Annotated in this window: 19 protein-coding genes; 11 read left to right on the forward strand and 8 right to left on the reverse strand. The window is 67.7% G+C overall.

Annotated elements, in window-relative coordinates; all coding sequences use genetic code 11:
• Positions 1–14 precede the first annotated feature (14 nt).
• The gene (locus QM841_RS23670; RefSeq protein WP_283333786.1) at positions 15–1,589 is read left to right on the forward strand and encodes an MFS transporter; all 1,575 of its coding nucleotides are present in this window, start codon (positions 15–17) and stop codon (positions 1,587–1,589) included.
• On the forward strand, positions 1,586–3,106 hold the full coding sequence (locus QM841_RS23675; protein WP_283333788.1) for an FAD-dependent oxidoreductase: 1,521 nt from the start codon (positions 1,586–1,588) through the stop codon (positions 3,104–3,106). The genes QM841_RS23670 and QM841_RS23675 overlap by 4 nt, the downstream gene beginning before the upstream one ends.
• Positions 3,107–3,127: 21 nt before the next feature.
• Here the strand turns inward: QM841_RS23675 and QM841_RS23680 are convergent, their stop codons facing one another.
• The 3 genes from QM841_RS23680 to QM841_RS23690 are packed head-to-tail and all read right to left on the reverse strand — an operon-like array spanning position 3,128 to position 6,046.
• Positions 3,128–4,360: a cytochrome P450 gene (locus tag QM841_RS23680; protein ID WP_283333789.1), complete on the reverse strand. Its 1,233-nt coding sequence runs from the start codon at positions 4,358–4,360 to the stop codon at positions 3,128–3,130.
• A gap of 25 nt (positions 4,361–4,385) precedes the next feature.
• Positions 4,386–5,051 (reverse strand): HAD family hydrolase, encoded by a 666-nt coding sequence (locus QM841_RS23685; protein ID WP_283333791.1) that lies wholly within the window; start codon positions 5,049–5,051, stop codon positions 4,386–4,388.
• Entirely contained in the window at positions 5,048–6,046 is a 999-nt protein-coding gene (locus QM841_RS23690) for a ScbA/BarX family gamma-butyrolactone biosynthesis protein (protein WP_283333792.1), read from the reverse strand. Before QM841_RS23690 ends, QM841_RS23685 begins: the two co-directional genes overlap by 4 nt.
• 483 nt (positions 6,047–6,529) lie before the next feature.
• Between QM841_RS23690 and QM841_RS23695 the strand changes: the two genes are divergently transcribed.
• Positions 6,530–8,002: a glycoside hydrolase family 183 protein gene (locus QM841_RS23695; RefSeq protein ID WP_283333794.1), complete on the forward strand. Its 1,473-nt coding sequence runs from the start codon at positions 6,530–6,532 to the stop codon at positions 8,000–8,002.
• Between the two features lie 58 nt (positions 8,003–8,060).
• Here the strand turns inward: QM841_RS23695 and QM841_RS23700 are convergent, their stop codons facing one another.
• The gene (locus QM841_RS23700) at positions 8,061–9,272 is read right to left on the reverse strand and encodes an SfnB family sulfur acquisition oxidoreductase (protein WP_283333795.1); all 1,212 of its coding nucleotides are present in this window, start codon (positions 9,270–9,272) and stop codon (positions 8,061–8,063) included.
• Positions 9,273–9,398: 126 nt separating this feature from the next.
• Between QM841_RS23700 and sfnG the strand changes: the two genes are divergently transcribed.
• A complete protein-coding gene (gene sfnG, locus QM841_RS23705) occupies positions 9,399–10,514 on the forward strand; it encodes a dimethylsulfone monooxygenase SfnG (RefSeq protein ID WP_105415672.1) in 1,116 nt (371 codons plus the stop codon).
• A gap of 43 nt (positions 10,515–10,557) precedes the next feature.
• Here the strand turns inward: sfnG and QM841_RS23710 are convergent, their stop codons facing one another.
• The 3 genes from QM841_RS23710 to QM841_RS23720 form a co-directional block, all read right to left on the reverse strand.
• Positions 10,558–12,213 carry an FAD-binding dehydrogenase gene (locus tag QM841_RS23710; RefSeq protein ID WP_280780495.1) on the reverse strand — a complete coding sequence of 552 codons (1,656 nt, stop codon included), beginning with the start codon at positions 12,211–12,213 and terminating at the stop codon, positions 10,558–10,560.
• Positions 12,210–12,917, reverse strand: a complete 708-nt coding sequence (locus tag QM841_RS23715) for a TetR/AcrR family transcriptional regulator (RefSeq protein ID WP_283333798.1) — start codon at positions 12,915–12,917, stop codon at positions 12,210–12,212. Before QM841_RS23715 ends, QM841_RS23710 begins: the two co-directional genes overlap by 4 nt.
• 107 nt (positions 12,918–13,024) lie before the next feature.
• Positions 13,025–14,350 carry an MFS transporter gene (locus QM841_RS23720; protein WP_283333799.1) on the reverse strand — a complete coding sequence of 442 codons (1,326 nt, stop codon included), beginning with the start codon at positions 14,348–14,350 and terminating at the stop codon, positions 13,025–13,027.
• A 135-nt stretch (positions 14,351–14,485) separates the two neighbouring features.
• On the opposite strand from QM841_RS23720, the gene QM841_RS23725 reads away from it, so the two are divergent.
• The 3 genes from QM841_RS23725 (at position 14,486) to QM841_RS43450 (ending at position 16,274) form a co-directional block, all read left to right on the forward strand.
• Positions 14,486–15,655 (forward strand): LLM class flavin-dependent oxidoreductase, encoded by a 1,170-nt coding sequence (locus QM841_RS23725; RefSeq protein WP_283333801.1) that lies wholly within the window; start codon positions 14,486–14,488, stop codon positions 15,653–15,655.
• Between the two features lie 99 nt (positions 15,656–15,754).
• Entirely contained in the window at positions 15,755–16,153 is a 399-nt protein-coding gene (locus tag QM841_RS23730) for a VOC family protein (protein WP_280780491.1), read from the forward strand.
• 10 nt (positions 16,154–16,163) lie between these two features.
• On the forward strand, positions 16,164–16,274 hold the full coding sequence (locus QM841_RS43450) for a helix-turn-helix domain-containing protein (protein WP_280780490.1): 111 nt from the start codon (positions 16,164–16,166) through the stop codon (positions 16,272–16,274).
• 32 nt (positions 16,275–16,306) lie between these two features.
• Here QM841_RS43450 and QM841_RS23740 read toward each other — a convergent pair whose 3' ends face one another.
• Positions 16,307–16,819 carry a CGNR zinc finger domain-containing protein gene (locus QM841_RS23740; protein ID WP_283333802.1) on the reverse strand — a complete coding sequence of 171 codons (513 nt, stop codon included), beginning with the start codon at positions 16,817–16,819 and terminating at the stop codon, positions 16,307–16,309.
• 263 nt (positions 16,820–17,082) lie between these two features.
• On the opposite strand from QM841_RS23740, the gene QM841_RS23745 reads away from it, so the two are divergent.
• The 4 genes from QM841_RS23745 to QM841_RS23760 are packed head-to-tail and all read left to right on the forward strand — an operon-like array spanning position 17,083 to position 20,818.
• Positions 17,083–18,933: a hypothetical protein gene (locus QM841_RS23745; RefSeq protein WP_283333803.1), complete on the forward strand. Its 1,851-nt coding sequence runs from the start codon at positions 17,083–17,085 to the stop codon at positions 18,931–18,933.
• Complete coding sequence (locus tag QM841_RS23750) at positions 18,930–19,124, forward strand: hypothetical protein (protein WP_283333804.1); 195 nt, start codon at positions 18,930–18,932, stop codon at positions 19,122–19,124. Before QM841_RS23745 ends, QM841_RS23750 begins: the two co-directional genes overlap by 4 nt.
• A complete protein-coding gene (locus QM841_RS23755; protein ID WP_283333805.1) occupies positions 19,125–19,487 on the forward strand; it encodes a hypothetical protein in 363 nt (120 codons plus the stop codon).
• On the forward strand, positions 19,484–20,818 hold the full coding sequence (locus QM841_RS23760; protein ID WP_283333806.1) for a hypothetical protein: 1,335 nt from the start codon (positions 19,484–19,486) through the stop codon (positions 20,816–20,818). The genes QM841_RS23755 and QM841_RS23760 overlap by 4 nt, the downstream gene beginning before the upstream one ends.
• Positions 20,819–20,833: the final 15 nt, after the last annotated feature.

A 20,833-nucleotide genomic window follows, 5' to 3' on the forward strand; every position in this document is an offset into this window, starting at 1 on the left:
CAGGAAGGATCGACATGACCTCGGAGCTGACCACGTCGGATGCCACGACACCGACGTCACCACCCGAAACACCACCGTCCGCCCCGCGACGCGGGAACCTCACCCTCGCCGCCGTACTGCTGGCCGTTCTCGTCGTCCCGATGTCGATCTCCGGAACTGCGGTGGCGCTGCCCGCCATCTCCTCCGACATCGGTGGCGGCGCATCGGGCCAGCAGTGGGTGGTGAACGCGTTTAACCTGTCGTTCGCGTGCTTCACCCTGGTCTGGGGGTCGCTGTCGGACCGTTTCGGCCGCGGCCGCCTGTTCGCCGCCGGTGCCGCCACGTTCGCGGTCGGGAGCGTCGCCAGCGCGCTGGCCCCGAACATCGTGGTCCTCGACGTCGCCCGCGGCGTCGCCGGTCTCGGTGGCGCCGCCATCTTTTCGTGCGGCGCGGCCATCCTGTCCTCCGCCTTCGACGGGCCCGCCCGTTTGCGTGCGTTCGCCCTGTTCGGGACGACCGCGGGCATCGGTGTGGCGCTCGGACCGACGCTGTCCGGGCTCCTCGTCGACACGGCAGGCTGGCGGCCCATCTTCGCGGTCCAGGCCGCCGTGCTGCTCGTGGTGCTCGCGGCGACCCCGGTGATCGGACTGGCACGACCGGCCGGCGAGGGGGCCGCGAAGTTCGACCTCCTCGGCACCGTCCTCCTGGTGCTGGGTCTGCTCGCCGCGATGGTCGGCATCGTCCAGGGCGAACCCTGGGGCTGGGGCAGCCCGGCGGTCGTGACCTCCTTCGTGCTCGCGGTCGCGCTGCTCGTCGCGTTCGCCCGCGTCGAATCGCGACGTCCGGCTCCGCTGCTGGACCTCGAACTGCTCACCCACGCCCGGTTCATGGCCCTGTGCCTCGTTCCAGTGGCGGCATCGTTCGGCTTCGTCACGTTGCTCACCTACTTCCCGACCTTCCTCCAGTTCGTGGCCGGCCAGTCTTCGGCGAAGGCGGGTCTGGTGATCGTGCTCCTCACGATTCCGGTCGTGGTGGGACCGCTCGCCGCAGGCCGTGCGGTGGGCGCCGGGGTGAACCCGCTCGTGGTGATCTGGATCAGCCTGGGAGCCTTGATTTCCGGTGACCTGGGACTTCTGTTGGCGGGACCTGACACGGTGGTCGCCGTCATCGCGGTGCCGCTGCTCCTCGCGGGCTGCGGAATGGGACTGTCCGCCGGTCTCGTCGACGGTCAGGCGCTCGCCCTCGTCCCCGAGGAGAAGGCAGGTATGGCTGCGGGCGTGGTGAACACGATGCGACTGGGCAGCGAGGCCATCGCGGTAGCGGTGTACGCGGCGCTGCTCACCGGTCTCGTCACCCGCAGGGGCGAGGAAGCGCTGGCCGGCGTCGACGGCGTGGGCAATGCGGCGGACGTCGTCGGCAAGGCCGCCAGCGGCGATCTCGAGCAGGCCCTGGCGGCGGCCGGTCCGGACGTCCGGGACCAGGTGGCGCCGCTCGTGATCGACGCCTACAACAGTGCGTTCCACACGACGCTCGTCGTTCTGGCGGTCGTCGTCGCCGGATTGTCGGGTGTCATCGCGGTGCTGCTGCGACGCGGGGCGAGCGCGCGGTGACAGAGGCGGACGACCTGCGACAGCACTATCAGGTCGTGGTGGTCGGCGGTGGCCCGGTGGGATCGCTGACGGCGCTCGAGCTGGCGCGCAGCGGAATCGACGTCCTCGTCCTCGAGGCGGCCCCGCACACCACGGACGTTCCGAAGGCGGGGACGATCCACGCGCGGAGTATTCAGCTGCTCACTCGTCGAGGGCATTTCGCGGCGCCGGACGTCGGCGCAGGGGCCGCGTCGACCACCTTTCATTACGCCGGGGTCTGGGGTCTGGAGATCACGGCCCCGCCCGGCGAGGGACCGGCCATCGCCGGTATCGGGCAGAGCGATCTCGAACGACTCTTCACCGCACGGCTGATCGGTCTCGGCACCCCGGTGCTGAAGGCGGCGGTGGTCACGGACGTCGACCACGACGACGGCGGGGCGACGGTGACCTTCACCCACGAAGGACGCACCCGGGTGGTGGCGGCCGACTGGGTGGTCGGCGCGGACGGCGCCCGCAGCATCGTGCGGCGAAGTGCGGGCTTCACGGCGACGGAAACGGCGCCGACCGCCGCCGCGCTCCTGGGTCTCGCCGTCCTCGACGACCCCGCGAACGCCCCCAGGGGGTGGGTGCGCACCGAACGGGGCTGGACCGTCCTCAACGTCAATCACGCCGGCTTCAGTCGCATCATCACGTTCGATCTCGGTGGTCCGCACGAGGATCATCGCCGGCCCCTCACCGCGGAGGAACTGCAGGAGACGGTCGACAGATTCGCGGGCCGTCCCGTTCCGTTCCGCAACGCGCGGTCGCTGTCCCGGTTCAGCGACTACTCGCGGCTGGTCGACGACTACCGGCTCGGCCGGGTCCTTGTCGTCGGTGACGCTGCGCACGTGCACTTTCCGCTCGGCGGGCAGGGTCTGAACCTCGGTATCGGCGACGCGATCGGCCTCGGCTGGCGCCTCGCCCTCGTCGCGCGGGGACAGGCCGACCCGTCGGTGCTGGACGTGTACTCGCGGGAACGGCGCGCGTGTGCGGCCGGGGTGATCGCCAACGTCGCGGATCAGCGTGAACGTATGCGAATCGGCGTCGACGGGGACCGCCTGCGACACGAACTCGGTGTCCTGCTGGAGGACCGCGACCGCAACCGGGCACTGGGTTCGGCGATCAGTGCACAGAGTCAGCCCGCGCCCAGCGCTCTCCAGGACGCGGCGCGCGGCGACTTCGCCGCGAACACCGTGATCGAGACGGACACCGGAGTCACCGACCTGATCCGGTTGCACGTCGCGGCAGGAAACCGGGGCCTCTTGCTGTGCGGGGACGCATCGGAGTCCGTCCACGCAGTCGTCGAACCCCTCTGGGGCGAACGGGTGCGGCTGATTCGGGCGCGGAACCTCGGGGCCACCACCGTGCTCGTGCGCCCGGACGGTGAAGTGGCCTGGTCGGGGGAGTTGGGCGACGGCGGCGAACTCGTCGCCCGGCTCGCGGAGACGTTCGGCGGCTCCGCCGCCCGTGCGCGGTTGACGAGTGCAGGGACTCGTTAACCGCGCACGGGCGCGAAGCGCCTACCAGCGGACGGGAAGCGACGTCGGACGCCGGAGAAGCACTCCCGAATCCCACGGCACCGCGGCCGGTTCGGTCGCGAGACCGAGAGTCGGGAACTCTTCCGCCAGCCGGACCAGTGTCGTGGTGATCTCCATCCGGGCCAGCGACGCGCCCATGCAGTGATGCATGCCGTACCCGAACTGCAGATGGCGTTTCCCGTCTCGGAACGGGTCGATGAGTTCCGGGTGCGGGAACGTGTCGGGGTCCCGGTTCGCGGCGAAGGCGTCGGCGTAGACGAGGGCACCCACGGGGATCACGGAGTCCCGCAGCCGAACTTCGCGCGTGGCGATCCGGGGAAACGTCGAAATGTTTCCCAGCGGAAGCACCCGCAACAGCTCCTCGACCAACTGTGGCGCAGCGGCCGGTTCCTCCACCAGCAGCGACCACAGCGAAGGCGCCTGCAACAGGACGTACACGGCCTTCGCGAGCACGGACAGCACGTTCTGGTCGGCTCCGAGGACGGAGCCGAGCAGGATCGCGACGAGTTCGTCGTCGCTCAGCGGCGGTTCCGCCTCGCCCCGCGCCGCGAGGAATCGGTCGATCAACCCGCCCGGCTCGACGGGCCGCGTCCCCTGCACGAGATCGGTCACGTAGTGGTAGACGAGCCAGAAGTTCTCCAGCAGACCGGGAATGTCGGTGTCGTGCGACAACTGCACGACCCGCGACGACGGGCGGAAGTAATCGATGTCCGACTCCGGGATTCCGAGGAATCCGGCATTCACCTCGACGGGCAGGCGGTCGAGCACCGTCGCGAACAGGTCGGGGTTCTCCTCGTTGCGCAGCAACGCGATCCGCCGGTCGAGGATGCGGCGGACCGACCCCTTCAGCTTCTCGACGCCGGCGGGGCTGTAGTCGGCGTTGACGAAACTCTTCATCCGCGCGTGATCCGGGGTGTCCAGATTCAGCAGAAGGTCCGGGGGCATCGTGGTGGGCTGAAAACTCGGCCCGCCTTCGACGTTGGTCTCCTTCCGGCCGAAGGACGGATCCGTGAGTACCTTCAGGACGTCGTCGTACCGTGTGACGTGCAGGGCGGTGTGACCGCTCGGCAGGGTGATCTCCGGCAGTCCGGTGGGCCCCTCCGCGGTCACCGCGGTGTACGCGACCGGCGGGTCGAGGTACGGAATGTCGTTGATGGACACCGCGACATCGTGTCGGCGGCGACGTGGAGCGAGTGTCGAAATCTGGGTCGTCACGTCGTACTCCTTCTGTTGGTGGGATTCACAGGACGGCGGCGACGCCGGTCAGCCGGGACAGTTCACTCGACGCCTGGGCATTGGTGCGGAAATGGACGGCACGCCAACCGCTCTCGCGTGCCGCGCGCACGTTCTGCTCGAGGTCGTCGATCAGGATGCACTGGCCGGCGTCGACGCCGGCCGTCTTCTCCGCGATCGCGAAGATCTGGGGGTCCGGCTTGCGCGCCCCGACCAGGCACGAGTCGACGAGAGCATCGAGCGGGCCGGCGGGTTCGATGATCGGTCTCCAGAATCGCTCCCATTCGACCACGTTGTTCGACAGGACGCCGACGCGCAGTCCGTGAGCCTTCAGGCCCCGTAGCGTCGCGGCCATCGCCGTGTTAACCGTGATCCCGTCGAACCACTGCTCGCCGAACGTCTCCAGCCGCGCCCGGGTGAGGTCCAGGCCGGGGTCGGCGGCGGCGAGGTGCTCTCTCAGTCTCGCACCCCACTCGCGCTCGGTGATCTGGGCCAATTCGATCGGGGCGAGAGGATGTGCTCCGAGGTCGTCGCCGACGGCGCTCATCGCCGCCTGCAGGGCGGCGGGTGCGATGCCCGTCTTCGTTTCGTACGCCGCGAAGAGTTCGGCGAGCGGGGGTGAGAGCACGCCACCGAAGTCGAACCAGACCATGGTGTCGTCCCGTGTCGTCATCGGACGATCCGGTCGAGAGCGGCAGTCGAGGCGCTCACTCGTTGCAGGGTGACCCGGCCGTGGGCGATCTGCCGGCCCTCCTGCGCCAGAGTGACGGACAGGACGACCTGGCGGGAGCAGATTTCCGCCTCGGCGACGGCTGCGCAATCGGTCGGCAACTCCAGCTCACCGAAGCTCTCGAAGACGGCGTCACACCCCACGAGGACGAGCATTCGCGGGGACAGGCCGAACAATTCGTGCGCGGCAACGAGGGCGGTCTGGCGCATGGCCTCGAAGATCAGGGCGCCCGGCACGTGGTCGAGCGGGTGATCGAACAGGCCGGGATGGGCCTGATCGACCAGAACCTGGCTGCGCACGGTGTCGCCGGCGACACCGATCCGGCTGAGCACCACGTTGTCGAACGAATGTCGAGCCACCTCCCGAGGCTCGACCCGCTCGTGCAACGGATGCGGACGGGCGGGATCGAGTTGCAGCGGTGCCCGGCCCTTCTGCCGGAGGCGGTCCCACGCGTCGCCGGGCATCCACTGGATGGTCATGCTCATGGTGGCCGCGGCAGCTCCGTCCAGCGCCAGTGTCATTGCGAGCGTGATTCCGACGATGTCGGCGCCCCGTCGCTTCTCCGCGGTGATCGTGGCGTCCAGAACCCCCGCGGCGGGTGCGGGGCCCACTCTCACGGCGTCGAGGTCGACGACCTCGAGCGCTCCGGCATTGAACACGAACTTGGCGTCGAGCGGAGCGTCGACGTGCCGATGCGAGATGAGGATGGATGCCTGCCGGAACGTTTCGAGTAGCAGCAGCGGATCATACTGTCGTACAACGACATTGTGATCGCTGTAGTAGCTGTGGACTCTGGGGAGCTGCACACCGAGACGAAACTGTGGGTAGCTCTCGCAGATGATGTCGGTGAGGAAGACCTCGCAGATCGCGGCGCGGTGCACGTGTGCGCGGGGGATGGACGACGAATAGGACAGGGTCGGTTCCAGGACGGCGGTCATGTCGATTCCTTTCGTTGACAGCGGAATTCGCACGGGTCGACGCCGCCGAGCGACGACGGCGGTGATCGGTGGAATGCGGGACCCGTGCAGAACGGTGGTTCGCGCTGGAGCGGAAGAACGCGGGCGGGCCCGCAGCGCAGAGGGCGAGGAGCTCGGGGTCTCGTCGCGGACCGGGAATCCGGTGGATGCGCACGATCAGTGAATACCGGGCGATCCGGAGCGTCAACAGATGCAATCCGGTGTTCACCGATCCCTTGACGGTGTTCGGCACGCGAACACACCGGTCGAAAGTCGTTGACCTGCGGTATCGGTGACTCCGCGTTCGGGTCACTTCCGCCGTCACGTGGCAGGAGTCACAGCCTCGATTTCGGATCGGGACAAAAATGTTACCGCCAGGTATGGCGTGTGGTAACCGGCGAGCGTACAAGCGCGATGCTATGTTCCCCTCGCCGGTAGTGGCCGGAGTTGACGGAGGGGTCGGGGATGTCGAAGAGGTGGGTCGCGTCGGTCGCGGCAGTGGCGATCGGCTCGGGCATGATCGCCTATTCGAACCAGAACACCGCCGTCGCGGAACCCGAGCCGGTGTCCAACGGCCTACCCGGCAGCGGTCCCTGCGCGAGCGAGGTGTCGAACGAGACACATTCGCTGATACCGGAGAAGCTCGAGATTCCGATCCCGTACCCCAAGATCACGACGGTGCCGTATCCCGCCCCCGTCACCGAGCCCGTCCGCGTGTCGCAGGCGTTGCCCGCCGACACGTGCACCGATCCGTGCCCCGACCTCACCGACGAGACCGACCACGCCCCGGGAAACCTGTCGAGCGTGCTGAACATCCCCGACGTCAGCGTGAAATTCACACCCTTCCACTTCGGCATTCCCGTCCCGGGCGCCGACATCCAGTTGCCCCCACCGCCGCCCCTCGTGCACCCCGCGACCGAGGAGGCGCCGCGCAGCGCGGCCCCGGCCACCCCGAAGATCGGCGACGTGACCCGCGTGGCCAAGGTGACCGGGTCCGGTTCCGTCAGCCGCACCGACAAGCGTTACCAGGTCAACGGCACCGACCTCGGCATCATGTGGGAGAGCGCCCCCGACCAGGTCGCCGTCGCGTTCGGCGACACGGTCGGCAAGGGATTCCAGCCGCCCGGTGGTCAGGGCGACGACTGGCGCAGCAACGTCCTCGGTTTCAGCTCCGACCGCAACCTGTCCGACGGCATGAGCCTCGACAGCATGGTCCAGGACAGCCGATGCCACGCGGCGGAACTGCTCGACAGCCGCAAACTCGACAACATCGAGATCACCACCATCCCGACCTCGGGTTTCGCCGTCGGTAACCGGCAGTACATGAGCTACATGTCGATCCGCACCTGGAACAGCATCCCCGCCACGTGGTGGACGAACTACGGCGGCATCGCCTACTCGGACGACGGTGGATCGACGTGGACCAAGGACCCGTACGCGAAGTGGGACAACATCTTCGGTGTCACCAAGTTTCAGGTCGCGTCGATGGTCCCGGCCGGCGACTTCGTGTACATGTTCGGCACCCCCAACACGAGGCTCGGCGCCATCGGCCTGGCCCGCGTCCCGGCCGCCGATGTGCTGAACACGTCCGCGTACCAGTACTGGCAGAACGGCAACTGGACGCCCGTCGGTGGTTACACGGAGGCGACGCCGATCGTGGACGCCCCCGCCGCCGAATTGTCCGTGCGCTACGAGGAGGCCACGGGCAAATGGCAGATGGCGTACCTCGACACGTCCAAGGCGGCCATCGTTCTCCGTGAGTCCGACTCGCCGCAGGGCGTCTGGTCCGACGGGGCGCCGATGGTCAGCGCCGTCGAGTACCCGGAACTGTACGGCGGCTTCATCCACCCGTGGTCGAGTGGCGACGATCTGTACTTCACCATGTCGACCTGGTCCGACTACAACGTCTTCCTCATGAAGGCGGACATAGGCGGGTAGCGCCCGTGCGCCTTTTTGGTAGCTCCCGCAACCAGAAAGGCGCACAGGCCCGGAGGGCCTACAGCAGGCCGTGGCGGGGTGGGACGGTGCCCGACAGTGTCCACCGGCCGATGTGCTGGATCTTCCACCGCGTGGGGTCGTGCAGGGTGTGGGTGCGGGCGTCGCGCCAGTACCGCGACAGGTTGGACGTTTCCGATGCACTGCGGGTGCCGCCCAGTTCGAACAGCACGCTCGACGCCTCGAGTGACGCGCGGGCGGCGGCGACCTTGGCTGCGGCGGCGTCGATCGAGGCGACCGCGGCGCTCTGCTCGCTCAGGTCGCGCCGGGCTGCGTCGATGCTGCGCGCACCCTCCCGGAGGAGTGCCGTCGCGGACCGGACGCTGACCGCCGCCTCACCGGCCAGCTGGATCAGCAGGGGATCGTCGACGGCGTCGGTGACGCCCGCCTCGAAATAGGGCCGTGCCCGACGCGCGGAGCGCACGCCCTCGTTCAGGGCTGCTGCGGCGATCCCGGCGTCGATGGCGGCATGAAGGATCTGGGCCTGCGACCCGTACGTGGTGGGTGCGTCGAAGATGGGGGAGAACGGCACGACGTGGAATTCGGGCACCCGGACTGCGTCCAGGGTGACGGTTCCGCTCGCCGTGGTCTTCTGCCCCATGCCGTCCCAGTCGTCGACGATCGACAGTCCGGCGGCGGTGCGCGGCAGATAGGCGACGGCCTTGGCGAGCGTCCCCGTCGGAGTCGTCGTCCCCGGAAGGGTGGCCCGTACCGCGATCCAGTCGGCGAACAGCGCGCCCGTGCTGTAGAACTTGCGACCGTCGACGACGAAGTCGCCGCCCTGCTCGGTGAGCGTCGTGGCGTCGATATCGATCGTCGTCGCTCCGCGCTCGCTCTGGGCGTTGGCGAACCGGCGCCCCGCGAGCACCTCGGAGTAGAAGAATTCCTGCTGCGCGGGCGTGCCCTGGTGGCGCAGCACCTCGAGGAACGTGTAGTGGCTGTGCGGGATCTGCGCGATGCTCGGATCGCCCTCGGCGAGAAGGCGGAAGACTTCGGCCAGGGTTTCGGTCCGCGCGTCGATGCCGCCGTGCTTGCGGGGAACACCGAGTGCGAGCAGTCCGGACGCGGCGAGAGCGCCTACCTGTTCGTAGGGGAGTTGCCGACTGGCATCGCGGCCTGCCGCCTCCTCGGCGAACTGTGCGGCGAGCTCGGCAGCGACGGCGAGGGCTTCGGCCTCGTCACTGATGCGGTGGGCGCTCTGGACGGCGGTCATCCCTGTCCTCCCTGTACTGCTGTCATGCCGTCGAACCTCACACGGACCCGCGAGCCGGGTGAAGGGTTGGACGCGCACTGATTGGAAGGGTGGGCGTGAGCCGAGCAGACGGGTTGCATGCTGGGTATGTCAACCGAACACATCGCTGAGCAGATCAAGTTCGCCTACTGGGTGCCCAACGTCAGTGGCGGGCTCGTCACGTCCGACATCGAACAGCGGACCAGCTGGGATTACGAGTACAACAAGAAGCTCGCCCAGACCGCCGAGAACAACGGTTTCGAGTACGCGCTCAGCCAGGTCCGGTACGAGGCCAGCTACGGGGCAGAGTTCCAGCACGAGTCGACCAGCTTCAGCCTCGCACTGCTGCTGGCCACCGAACGGTTGAAGGTCATCGCTGCCGTCCACCCGGGTCTGTGGCAGCCCGCGGTGCTGGCGAAGCTGGGGGCCACGGCCGATCACCTGTCGAACGGCCGGTTCGCCGTCAACGTCGTGAGCGGCTGGTTCAAGGACGAATTCACCCATCTCGGGGAGCCGTGGCTCGAGCACGACGAGCGGTACCGGCGCAGCGCCGAGTTCCTGCAGGTGCTCCGCAAGATCTGGACCGAGGACGACGTCGACTTCCGTGGCGACTTCTACCGCATCCACGACTTCACCCTCAAGCCGAAGCCGCTGAACACGCCCGACCGTCCGAACCCCGAACTGTTCCAGGGCGGCAACTCCGCCGCCGCACGGCAGAACGCGGGCCGGTACTCCGACTGGTACTTCAGCAACGGCAAGGACTACGACGGCGTCACCGAACAGATCGTCGACGTGCGGAAGGTGGCGCGCGAGCACAACCGGGAAGTGAAGTTCGGGCTCAACGGATTCATCATCGCCCGCGACACCGAGAAGGAAGCACGCGACACCCTCCGCGAAATCATCGAGAAGGCGAACAAGCCCGCGGTCGAGGGATTCAGGTCCGCCGTCCAGCAGGCCGGCGCGTCCACCGCCGACAAGTCGGGAATGTGGGCCGACTCCACGTTCGAGGATCTCGTCCAGTACAACGACGGATTCCGCTCCCAGTTGATCGGGACGCCGGAGCAGATCGCCGAGCGCATCGTCGAATACCGCCGCCGCGGAGTCGACCTCATCCTGGGCGGATTCCTGCACTTCCAGGAGGAGATCGAATACTTCGGCGCCAACGTCCTGCCGCTGGTCCGCGAACTCGAGGCTTCCGAGAGGCTCGCGCCCGTGAGTGGTTAACGAGCCCAGGGACTCGTCAACCGCACACGGGTGGCGGAGCCGCCTACAGGTGCCGGGCCAGCGCGCGGCCCGCGGCCCGGCCGGAGAAGATGCAGCCGCCGAGGAAGGTGCCCTCGAGTGCGCTGTAACCGTGGACGCCGCCGCCGCCGAATCCGGCGACCTCACCGGCGGCGTAGAGACCCTCGAACGGTGTGCCGTCGGGCCTGATCACCTGCGAGTCCAGGTTGGTTTCGAGGCCGCCGAGGGTCTTGCGGGTCAGCAGGTGCAGCCGGACCGCGATCAGGGGACCGTTCTTGGGGTCGAGCAGTTCGTGGGGGCTCACGACGCGGGTGATCTTGTCGGCCAGCAGGTTCCGTGCATTGTGGATCGCCATGATCTGGAAATCCTTGGTGTAGCTGTTCTTCACCTCCCTGTCGCGGGCCACGATTTCACGTTCGAGGTCCTCGTACTTCAGCGGTGCCTCGGGGGTGAGGGCGTTCATGCCGTCGACGAGGTCACGGAGATTGTCGCGGACGACGAAGTCCGCCCCGTGCTGTTTGAACGCCTCGACGGGACCGGGCGCGCCCTTCTTGAGGCGTTCGGCGAGCAGCTTGAAATCGCGGCCGGTGATGTCGGGGTTCTGCTCGGAGCCCGACAGCGCGAACTCCTTCTCGATGATCTTCTGGTCGAGGACGAACCACGTGTGGTGGTGGCCGCTGTTCATGATGTGGTCGAGGGTTCCCATGGTGTCGAAGCCGGGGAAGTTGGGGCTGGGCAGGCGTTTGCCGTTGCCGTCGAACCACATCGACGACGGTCCGGGGATGATGCGGATGCCGTGGTTCGGCCAGATCGGGTCCCAGTTCTGGATCCCCTCGGTGTAATGCCACATCCGGTCGCGGTTCACGATGTTGCCGCCCGCGTTCTCGGTGATCTCGAGCATGCGGCCGTCGACGTGTGCGGGGACGCCGGCGAGCATGTTCTCGGGAGCCTTGCCGAGGCGCGCGGGCCAATTCTTCTTGACCAGTTCGGGATTGCCGCCGATGCCGCCGGACGTGACGACCACGGCCTGCGCGGCGAATTCGAATTCCCCGACCGGGGTCCGCGAACTCTTCACACCGCGTGCTTCGGTGGACGGTTCGAGGACGGTGCCGCGCACGCCGGTGGCGGCGCCGTCGGTGACGACGATCTCGTCGACCTGGTGACGATGCTTGAACGTGACGAGGCCCCGCTTCGACGCGGCCATCACGCGGGTGAGGAAAACTTCGACGACCCCCGGACCGGTGCCCCAGGTGATGTGGAAGCGCGGAACGGAATTGCCCTGTCCGAGTGCGGATCCGCGTCCGCGTTCGGCCCACCCGACGTTCGGCATCAACCGCAGCCCGAGGTCGTGGAGGTACTGCCGCTTCTCGCCTGCGGCGAATTCGACGTACGCCTGGGCCCACAGCCGCGGCCACTGGTCTTCGCGGGCTCGATCGAAGGCCGCGGTGCCCATCCAGTCCTGGATCGCCAGTTCGTACGAGTCCTTGATGCCGAGGCGCCGCTGTTCGGGGCTGTCGACGAGGAACAGGCCGCCGAGCGACCAGAAGGCCTGCCCGCCGAGATTCGCGGAACTCTCCTGGTCGACGACGAGGACCTTCCGGCCCGCCTTGACCATCTCGTAGGTGGCGACGAGTCCGGCCAGTCCGGCGCCGACGACGATCACATCAGCCTGTTCGGTCACGAGGACCCCTCTTTCCGGTGTGTGTGGGTGTGGGTGGTGTCGGGTTCGGTGTACGCGGCCACGACGTGGGTGAACAATTCGAGACGTAGTTCCCGGGCAGACGCGTCGTCGTCCTCGATGAGGCACTGGACGCTCGTGCCGTCGTGCAGGGCCACGAGCGCGCGGCCGAGCACCCGCGGATCGCCGACGACGCGGCGCCCGAGCCGGTGCAGCGCCTTCTCGAGGATCGGCACGATGGTCGCCAGAATCGTGTCCTCACGTGCTGCGAGGGCCTTCTTCAGCGACGGGTTGCGCAGGGCGTGGGCGGTGAATTCCGCGTTGATCCGGTACCACTGGTCGTCGACGGGGACGACGCCGAGCACCAGTTCGGTGCCGGCGCGCAGTTTTTCGGCAGGCGTGAGCCCCGCGAGGTCGATGCTGGACGAGTCGGCGGCCAGCCGGATCTGTGCGAGCATCGCGCTGGAGCGCTGTTCCCACATGGCGAAGAACATCTCGTCCAGTGATGCAAAGTTGGAGTAGAAGGCGCCGCGGGTGTAGCCACCGCGTTCGCAGATCTGCTCGACCGTCGACCGTCCGAAGCCGTTTTCGGCGAACACCTCGACCGCGGCGTCGAGCAGACGCCGGCGTGTTTGGCCTCGCCGTTTCGTCACCCGGCGGGGTGTGTCGGTGGCAGGCTCGGTGGAGCGCGCCGGCGACGTCGGCATGGGCCCTCCTCCGATCGGGTCGACAGCAGCCGTCGATACACTAGCGTATCGGATACACCAGTGTATCGAACTCGGCTGTCAGAGCCCGTTCGGAGAATTCTGCGGTCTCAGAGGTAGAGGTCCTGCTTTCGGATCAGGGCCGTCGCCACGACGCTGACGACCGAGGTGGCGACGAGGTATCCGCAGGCCAGCCAGGGAGTTCCGCCGGCGACGGCGATCAGGGCGGTGAGGATCATCGGCGTGATGCCCGATGCGTAGATTCCGGAGAACTGGTACACGACGGACAGGCCGGTGTAGCGGATCTCGGTGGGATATAGGCTCGCGTACAGCGTGCCCTGCGCACCGTAGAAGAGGGCGTGGACGACGCCGAACACGAGCACCATCGCGACACCGAACAGGATGAGATTCTCCGTGCCGAACAAGGCGAACGCGGGGAAGACCGCGAGCCCGTAGGCCCCGATCCCGACGAGGTAGATCCTCTTGGCGCCGTAACGGTCGACCAGCAGACCGGAGAACGGCAGGAGCACGGCCATGACCGTCGCGGCGACGGTGACGACCAGGAGGACGGGGATCTTCGCGAACTCCAGATTCTTGGTGGCGTACGTGATCGCGAAGACGCCCCAGGTGTTGAACGCGGCGCCCTCACCCCAGCGCGAGAGCAGGCCGAGGAGGGTGCCCCGGCGGACCCGGCCGCGGAACACGTCCTTCAGCGGAGCGGAGGAGCGCTTCGCGAGGTCGTGCACTTCCTGGAACGCCGGGGTCTCCTCGACCTTCAGCCGGACCACGAATCCGACGAATACGAGAATCAGGCTGAGCAGGAAGGCGATCCGCCACCCGTAGGAGAGGAACTGGGCGTCGTCGAAGATCACCTGCAACGCGGCGAAGACGCCGGTGCCCAGGGCCAGGCCCAGCGCCAGGCCGATCTGGGGAATGCTGCCGAAGATGCCGCGCTTCTTCGCGGGACTGTGTTCGACGGCGAGGAGCACGGCGCCCGCCCATTCACCGCCCAGTGCGAACCCCTGCAGGATGCGCAGCAGGAGCAGCAGGATCGGCGCGATCACCCCGACCTGCGCGGCCGTGGGCAGCACACCCATCAGAGCGGTGGCGATGCCCATGATGAACATGGTGAGCGCGAGTGTCTTCTTGCGTCCGATGCGGTCGCCGATGTGGCCGAAGACGACTCCGCCGATCGGCCGGACCACGAAACCGACCGCGAACGTGGCGAACGCCAGCATGGTGCCGACGAACGAACTCTGATCGGGGAAGAACAGCTGGTTGAACACCAGGCTGGCGGCCGTCGCGTAGAGGAAGAAGTCGTACCACTCGACTGTCGTCCCCAGGAGGCTGGCGGCGACGACGGTGCGGAGCCGCTTGCGCCGCTCGAGGTCGGACTCGGTCGAAGGTGTGTACGGGGCGTCGGACAGCGTAGTCATAGCGCGGCGACCGTAACCCTGCCCGCTGCGGTCGGGCACGATTCCGAATCACGGTGATCGAAACCCTCGCGCCCCGGCTTCGTCGTTGATGAACTGGCCTGCGCTGCCCATCTGTCGTCGACAAGAGGATCGCGCGTGTCTCTGCATTTCCACTGGTTCCTTCCCACCTACGGTGATTCCCGCAACCTGATGGCGGGTGGTCACGGGAGTTCCATGGCAGGAGACCGTCCCGCCACGCTGCGGTACCTCAATCAGATCGGCGCGGCGGCGGAGTCGAACGGCTTCGAATCGGTGCTGACGCCCACCGGCGCGTGGTGCGAGGACGCCTGGCTCACCACGGCCATGATGCTGGAGACCACGGAGACGTTGAAATTTCTGGTCGCGCTGCGGCCGGGTCTGCTCAGTCCCACGCTGGCCGCGCAGATGGCGGCGACGTTCCAGTGGCAGTCGCAGGGGCGGTTGTTGCTCAACGTCGTCACCGGCGGCGAGGACCACGAGCAGCGCACCTACGGCGACTACCTCGACAAGAACCAGCGCTACGCCCGCTGCGGCGAGTTCCTCGACGTCATCCGTCAGCTGTGGGCGGGAACCGGACCGGTCGACTACGCAGGCGACTACATCCGGGTGGAGAACGCCCAGTTGCAGCGCATCCCCGACCCGGTGCCGCCGATCTTCTTCGGCGGTTCGTCGCCGGCCGCGGGCACCGTCGCGTCCCAGTTCGCCGACACCTACCTCACCTGGGGTGAACCGCCGAGCGCCGTCGCCGGGAAGATCGCCTGGATCCGCGACCTCGCCGACGTCCAGGGCCGCACGCTCGATTACGGCATCCGGCTGCACGTGATCAGCCGCGACACGTCCGAGGAGGCGTGGGCCGAGGCCGACCGCCTGCTCTCCGCCCTCGACCCGGCGACGGTCGAGCAGGCACAGCAGAGCCTCGCCCGGTCGGGTTCCGAAGGTCAGCGCCGCATGCGTGAACTGCACGGCGGGGGAAGCGCCTACTCCGAGGACGCCGGAGTGCGTGCCCTCGAGGTGGCCCCCAACCTGTGGTCCGGTGTCGGGCTGGTCCGCGGCGGCGCAGGCACCGCGCTGGTCGGCTCCCACGAGGAGGTCGCCGACCGCATCGCCGAGTACGCGGCGCTCGGACTCGATCACTTCGTCCTCTCCGGCTACCCGCACCTCGAAGAGGCCTTCAACTTCGGCGAAGGGGTCCGGCCGATCCTCGAACGCCGCGGGCTCGTGCACTCGCGCAGTCACCGCCCCGGCGACCTGTCCGGGTCGACGGCGTTCCTGTCCTCGAGTCGGTAGCCACTGCCAGACTGGGGGCATGGCAGCGGTCGGGCGAGCGCGAACCTGACGGTCACCGAGATCTGCCGCCTCGTCGGTACACCAGCCTCGGGTCGTTCAGTGTCCAAATTCCGCCAGCTGGTCGGCGCGTCGCCGTCGGTGTATCAGGCGAAGTTCGCCGAGCACGGGGCGCCGCGCATCCCGGGTGCCACGTGTTCATGCACGGCTGAGCGACCGCCGGTGACCGCCGCAATTTCGGAGAAGAGCCGCCCCCTCGACGCCGACATGGCAGACGCGGTCCGCCGGTCGCTCGAGAGCGGGACGATGGGCAGATTCGGGTTGACCACCACCGACTGTCACGAGACGTACCGGGATTTGGTCGCCAGGGTCGTCGAGTTCACGCAGCCGCCGGCCGAACGGCCTTACGGCATCGAGGCGGTGATTCGTGAATCTTTCGGCGCAAACCCGGTCCTTCAGGTCCGGGATAGCCGATCTGGTTTTGTCGGACTGTGTGGCTAGTGTCTGGGTTATGGCGGGGAGGGTGGTGAAGCGGGCGTTCAAGTACCGTTTCTATCCGACTGTGGTGCAGGCGGATCAGGTGGAGAAGCGGGAGTACACGGGGGAAGATTTCGCTCACTGACGGCGAGCCGTCGATTGCATACTGACCAAGTGTCAGCGCGCCCGGTGGCGTCGAACGGCGTCCCGGTTCGCGCACTTCGGTGAGCAGTACCGCTGACGGCCGTTGCGGGACGTGTCGGCGTAGATGGCGGTGCACTCCTCGAGTGCGCAGCGGCCGAGCCGGTGCATGCCGCGGCCGACGAGGTGCAGTGCGGTGCCGACGGAGAAGAGCGCCTCGAGCACGCCAGCCAGCGACTGCTGGTCGTCACGGTAGTGGAGGTGCCAGCCGTCGCCGGCGTGGTTGGTCAGTCGCGGGTAGGCGGATGCCTTCGTGAGCATGAGGTTGACCTGTTCGGCCCGGGCTTCGTCGCTGGTGGTGTCCGCGATCGACGCCCACCGGTCGAGCATCGCGAGCACGTCGGCGAGGTCGTCGTCGGTGACGGGGAAGTCGACGACGATGCCGGCGTCGACGCATCGGTCGACGAGGTCGCCGGTCGAGTCGGGTGGGTGATTCGCGAGGTCGGCGGCGAGTGTGACCGCGTATTCGCCGTAAGGGTTGAGATGCACAATGCCATTACATCATGCTGGGTGCATGAGCGAACATCACGAACACGACTGGCAGGAAGTATCTCGGCATCGGACGAGCACGGGAGTCGTCACGTACCTCGGCTGCGCGTGCGGGCGGTGGCAGTTATCGCTGGTCGAGGCTTCGATAGAGGAATCTAGCCATATCTACGTCTGATCGCAGATCTGAATAGATTTGCCTACGAACCGCCGTGTGCCGGGTCGAGGGTCTGGCGTTTTCGGCACGAGGCGCACATAATCACCACGTGAGCCAAGTTACTGTTACTCCGAGTTCACCCATTCTTGCCCAATCGGGCGGAGAGGGTGGCGGTGCGGCGTTCGATCAGATCATCGGAATCTCGGTGGCGACGGCGATCATCACCGTCGGTCTGCTGTGGATCGCATACCTGCACCGCACACGCAAGATCACGTGGCTGCAGACGACCGCTGACACGGCGGCACGCGCGCTCGACCGGCCCCCGTGGGTCGCGCTGCCCCTGGTGACGTTCGTCGGGACCATCCTGACGGCGTTCTTCGGTTTCATCTGGGACGTCAGCCTGCACATCGGGCGAGGCCGCGACGACGGGCCGCTCGCGAACCCCGCGCACTATTTCATCCTCGTCGGACTCTTCCTGCTGTTCATCACCGGGATGCTGGCGATGATCCTGCCGCGCGACGAGAAACCCGGTCCGGCGGCGATCAAGATCACCCGCACCTGGTACGTCCCGGTCGGCGGCGTCCTGGTGGCCGGGGCGGGGCTGTACGCCCTCATCGGGTTTCCCCTCGACGACGTCTGGCACCGGATCTTCGGTCAGGACGTCACGCTGTGGGGGCCGACGCACCTGATGCTGATCGGCGGTGCGGGGCTGTCGCTGATCGGCGTCCTGCTCCTGGACTACGAGGGCCGGATGGCGACCCCCGGTGACACGAAGCAGGACAGCAGGCTGATCTGGTTCCTGCGGTGCGGCACGTTCGGTGGCCTGCTCATCGGCCTGTCCGTCTTCCAGATCGAATACGACTTCGGCGTCGAACAGTTCCGCCTCGTCCTGCAACCGATGATGATCGCGGGCGCGGCCGCGTTCACCCTGGTGGCGGCACGCATTGTTCTCGGACCCTTCGCGGCGATCGTGGCCGTGGCGGTGGCCGGCGTCGTGCGTGCGATCACGGCACTGATGGTGGGACCGGTTCTCGGCGCCCCCACGAACGTGTTCGAACTGTGCCTCGGCGCTGCGGTGCTGATCGAACTGCTCGCCCTGACACCGCTGATCAAGAATCGGGTGGCCTTCGGTGCCGTCGGCGGACTTCTCGTCGCGACGGTCGGGCTGTGGCTCGAGTCGCTGTGGATCGACGCCGTGTACATCTACCCCTGGCCCACCAGCATGTGGCCGGAGGCGCTGGCCATGGCCGTGCCCGTGGGCATCGCGGCCGGGGCCTGCGGCGCCCTGCTCGGGCGGGTGCTCCGATCCGAGGGACTTCCGCGTCCCGCGATCAGCCGCACCATCGTCGTCGCCACGGTCGTGGTGATCGCCGGGGCCACGGCCAACGGACTCGTCGCGACCGTCCCGGACAACGCCACGGCGACAATCGCTCTCACGGAGGCCGCGCCGGACGGCGGCCGGATGGTCGACGCGGAGGTGCGTATCGACCCACCCGATCTCGCCAGTGACAATCCCGCCTGGGTGTCCATTCTGTCCTGGCAGGGCGGCACCGGACTGGGCAACGGATTCACGGTCGACCGACTCGAACGCACCGGGCCCGGCACCTACCGGACTCACGAACCGGTGCCGGTCCACGGAACGTGGAAGACGTTGCTGCGCGTGCAGGACGGGCGCACGATGACGGCCGTCCCGATCTACCTGCCCAGCGATCCGGGCATCGGAGCCGAGGAACTCCCCGCCGTCGCGTCCTCGACCCGTGACTTCGTCCCGGAAATCACCATCCTGCAGCGGGAGCGGAACTTCGATCACCCGTCCTGGCTGTTCGGTGCCGCGTCGCTGGTCGTGCTCGTGTGCACTCTTGCGCTGATCACCGCGCTGGCCTGGGGAGCGGGCCGGATCAGCAAGTACACGCAGGGGCAGGCGGCCACCGGCACCCGCGAGGACGTGACGGTGACATGAATCCGGTGAACGGCCCGGACGTCGTCTACCTCGCCGATCACTCGGTGCTGCTGGCCATTCCCGCGTTCGTCCCTGCGTTCCTGGTGGCCGGCCTGGTCATCTACCTGGCGGTCCGGGACCGCAAGGCGGAAGCGGCCGAGAACGCCGAGAACGCGAAACACGGCCCGACTGAGAAAGACGAGGAGAATTAGGTGATCAGGCGGTTGGCCGGAGTTGTCGTGGTACCTGCTGTCGTCGCCGCCCTGGTGTCGGGCTGTGGAGGCGACGGCGACACGCCGGCAACGGAGGACGGTGTCGTGATCGACGTCGTGATCGACGGCGGTTCGGTGACACCGAGCAACGAGCGCATCGAGGCCGCGGTGGGGGAGACCGTCACCGTGCGGATCGAGAGCGACGCCGACGACGAACTGCACGTGCACGCCGTGCCGGAGCATTCGTTCGAGATTCACCCCGGAACCCAGGAAACCCAGTTCTCCGTGGACGTTCCGGGCCAGGTGGCGGTGGAATTGCACGACACGGGTAAAACGGTGGCCACCCTGCTCGTGCGTCCATGACCGTTGTTCTCGCGCACGGCCTCGGCGGATCCACCGACCTTCCGATCCCGTTCACGTATGCGCTGATCGGGGCGAGCTGGGCGCTCACCGTCTCCTTCGTGGTCCTGGCGTTCGCGTGGCGCACCCCGAAACTGGACCCGGACAGTCCCGGGCACCGATTGCACGGCTGGGTGACGCGGTTCGCCGACGCGCCGATCACGCGGAACGTGCTGGCGGCGTTCGGTCTGGTGTTCGCGGTGTGGGTGGCGCTCGCGGCGTTCTTCGGACCCTCGGAGTCCTCGGAGAATGCCCTGCCGGGCGTGTTCTACGTGCTGCTCTGGGTGGGACTGGTCGCGGTGTCGCTGGCGTTCGGACCGGTGTGGCGAGTACTCTCCCCGGTCCGCACGCTTCACCGATCGGTGTGCGCGGTGATCGGGCGCTCCCCGACGGAAGGCACTGCGCGGTACCGCAACTCGTGGGGGTACTGGCCCGCGGTCGCGGGACTGTTCGCCTTCGTCTGGCTCGAGCTCGCCTCCGGCGACCCGGGTTCCGTTGCCGCCGTGCGTACCTGGCTGCTGGTCTACGTCGTAGTCACGACGGTCGGGGCCTTCACCTGCGGCGAGCGCTGGTGTGAGCGGGGCGATCCGTTCGAGGTGTACAGCACGCTGGCGTCGCGGTTGTCTCCACTGAGCCGGGATCGGCACGACGGCCGGATCGTGCTGCGCAATCCGCTGGACCACCTGGGATCGATGCCCGTTCGTGCCGGCTCCGTCGCGTTGATGGCAACGCTGCTGGGATCCACGGCCTTCGACAGTTTCTCGGCGTTCCCGTGGTGGGCGCGGCTGGTGGACGGAATCGGTTCCCCGATCGGCGCGACTCTCGCGCGCACCGCCGGGCTCCTGGCGTTCATCGGCTTCGTCGGGGTGTCGTTCTGGGTGGCCTCGCGGGCCGCGGGCGGATTGCGGCCGGAGCAGCGCGCCGCCCTCCCTGGGCTGCTGTCGCATTCGCTGATCCCGATCATCATCGGCTACGTCTTCGCCCACTACCTGACGTATCTCGTGGAGAAGGGTCAGGCGACGGTGATCCTGCTGGCCGACCCGATGGGTCGGGGGTGGAACCCGCTGGGACTCGGCGACGCGGAGGTCTGGTACGTGCTGTCCGAGCACCCGGCCGCGACGGCGTCGATCAAGGTGCTGTGCGTCCTCGCCGGGCACGTCCTCGGAGTGATTGCGGCACACGACAAATCCGTACGGGTCCTGCCCCGGGGTCATCAGCTGACCGGGCAGCTGGCACTGCTGTTCACGATGGTGACGTACACCTTCGGTGGGCTGTACCTGCTGTTCGGCGGTTGACGACCCCGGCCGGGG

Origin of the sequence: Rhodococcus sp. IEGM 1307, assembly GCF_030056915.1 — a bacterium.
In the GTDB taxonomy this organism is placed as follows: Bacteria; Actinomycetota; Actinomycetes; order Mycobacteriales; family Mycobacteriaceae; genus Rhodococcus_F; species Rhodococcus_F opacus_D.